Annotated in this window: 1 protein-coding gene; it reads left to right on the top strand. The window is 32.3% G+C overall.

What is annotated here, in order from left to right:
- Positions 1 to 256: 256 nt before the first annotated feature.
- A complete protein-coding gene (locus tag AVJ19_RS21200; protein WP_228203430.1) occupies positions 257 to 808 on the top strand; it encodes a tetratricopeptide repeat protein in 552 nt (183 codons plus the stop codon).
- Positions 809 to 815 lie beyond the last annotated feature (7 nt).

Below are 815 nucleotides of genomic sequence, written 5' to 3'. Positions count from 1 at the left end.
TTACTTAAATAAAAGTTAGTTGAAGAAATAACTAAGAACTATTATTTGTGTACTTATAATGTTGTATGGACTCCATAATATATTTATTATCGAATCAAATAAATTGAAAACTGATGACCAAAGATCTATGAATAAAAAAAGAATTTTTATATTTTTAATGCTATTTATCTTTTCTTGTCGCACTTTCTCTTCTGTAGAGGAGGGTCTAAAAGCTTATTCAGAAAAAAATTATAAGTTGGCAGCCAAAGAGTTTACAGTGTCTTCCAATGCAGGAGAAGCTCGTGCAACACATTATTTGGCGAGTCTATATTATCAGGGTTATGGTGTAAAAAAGGATTTAAATACAGCAGTAAAATTATTTACTCAATCTGCACAGCAAGGTTATGTACCATCTTTGGCAAATTTAGCTGTGATGTATAATATTGGTGATGGTGTTGAAAAAAATAGTTTTAAGGCTATGGAATATCAGGCTTTGGCAGCAAAAGCAGGTGATGTGCAATCACAATTTAATTTAGCTCAGCAATATAGAACAGGACAAAATGTTGAGCAGAGCTTTGACAATGCGATGTTGTGGTATTTAAAAGCAGCAAAGCAGAATTATATAGCTGCTTATAATGAGATCGGGCTTTTATATGCACAGGGTCAAGGTGTAAAACAGGATTATATACGTGCCTATGCTTGGATTTATTTGGCTGCCAAAAATGATGATGCAAAAGCGCAACTGAATTTAAAAAACTTTGATCAAATTTTAAGTGTTAAAGAAAAGGAAAAGGGGAAAATGTTATCTCAGACGCTGCTTTCCAAATAGGAAAATT

This window comes from Acinetobacter sp. CFCC 10889 (assembly GCF_003268395.1).
In the GTDB taxonomy this organism is placed as follows: Bacteria; Pseudomonadota; Gammaproteobacteria; order Pseudomonadales; family Moraxellaceae; genus Acinetobacter.
Note: the sequence above shows the minus strand (reverse complement) of the source record. Positions and strands in the feature narration are given on the sequence as shown.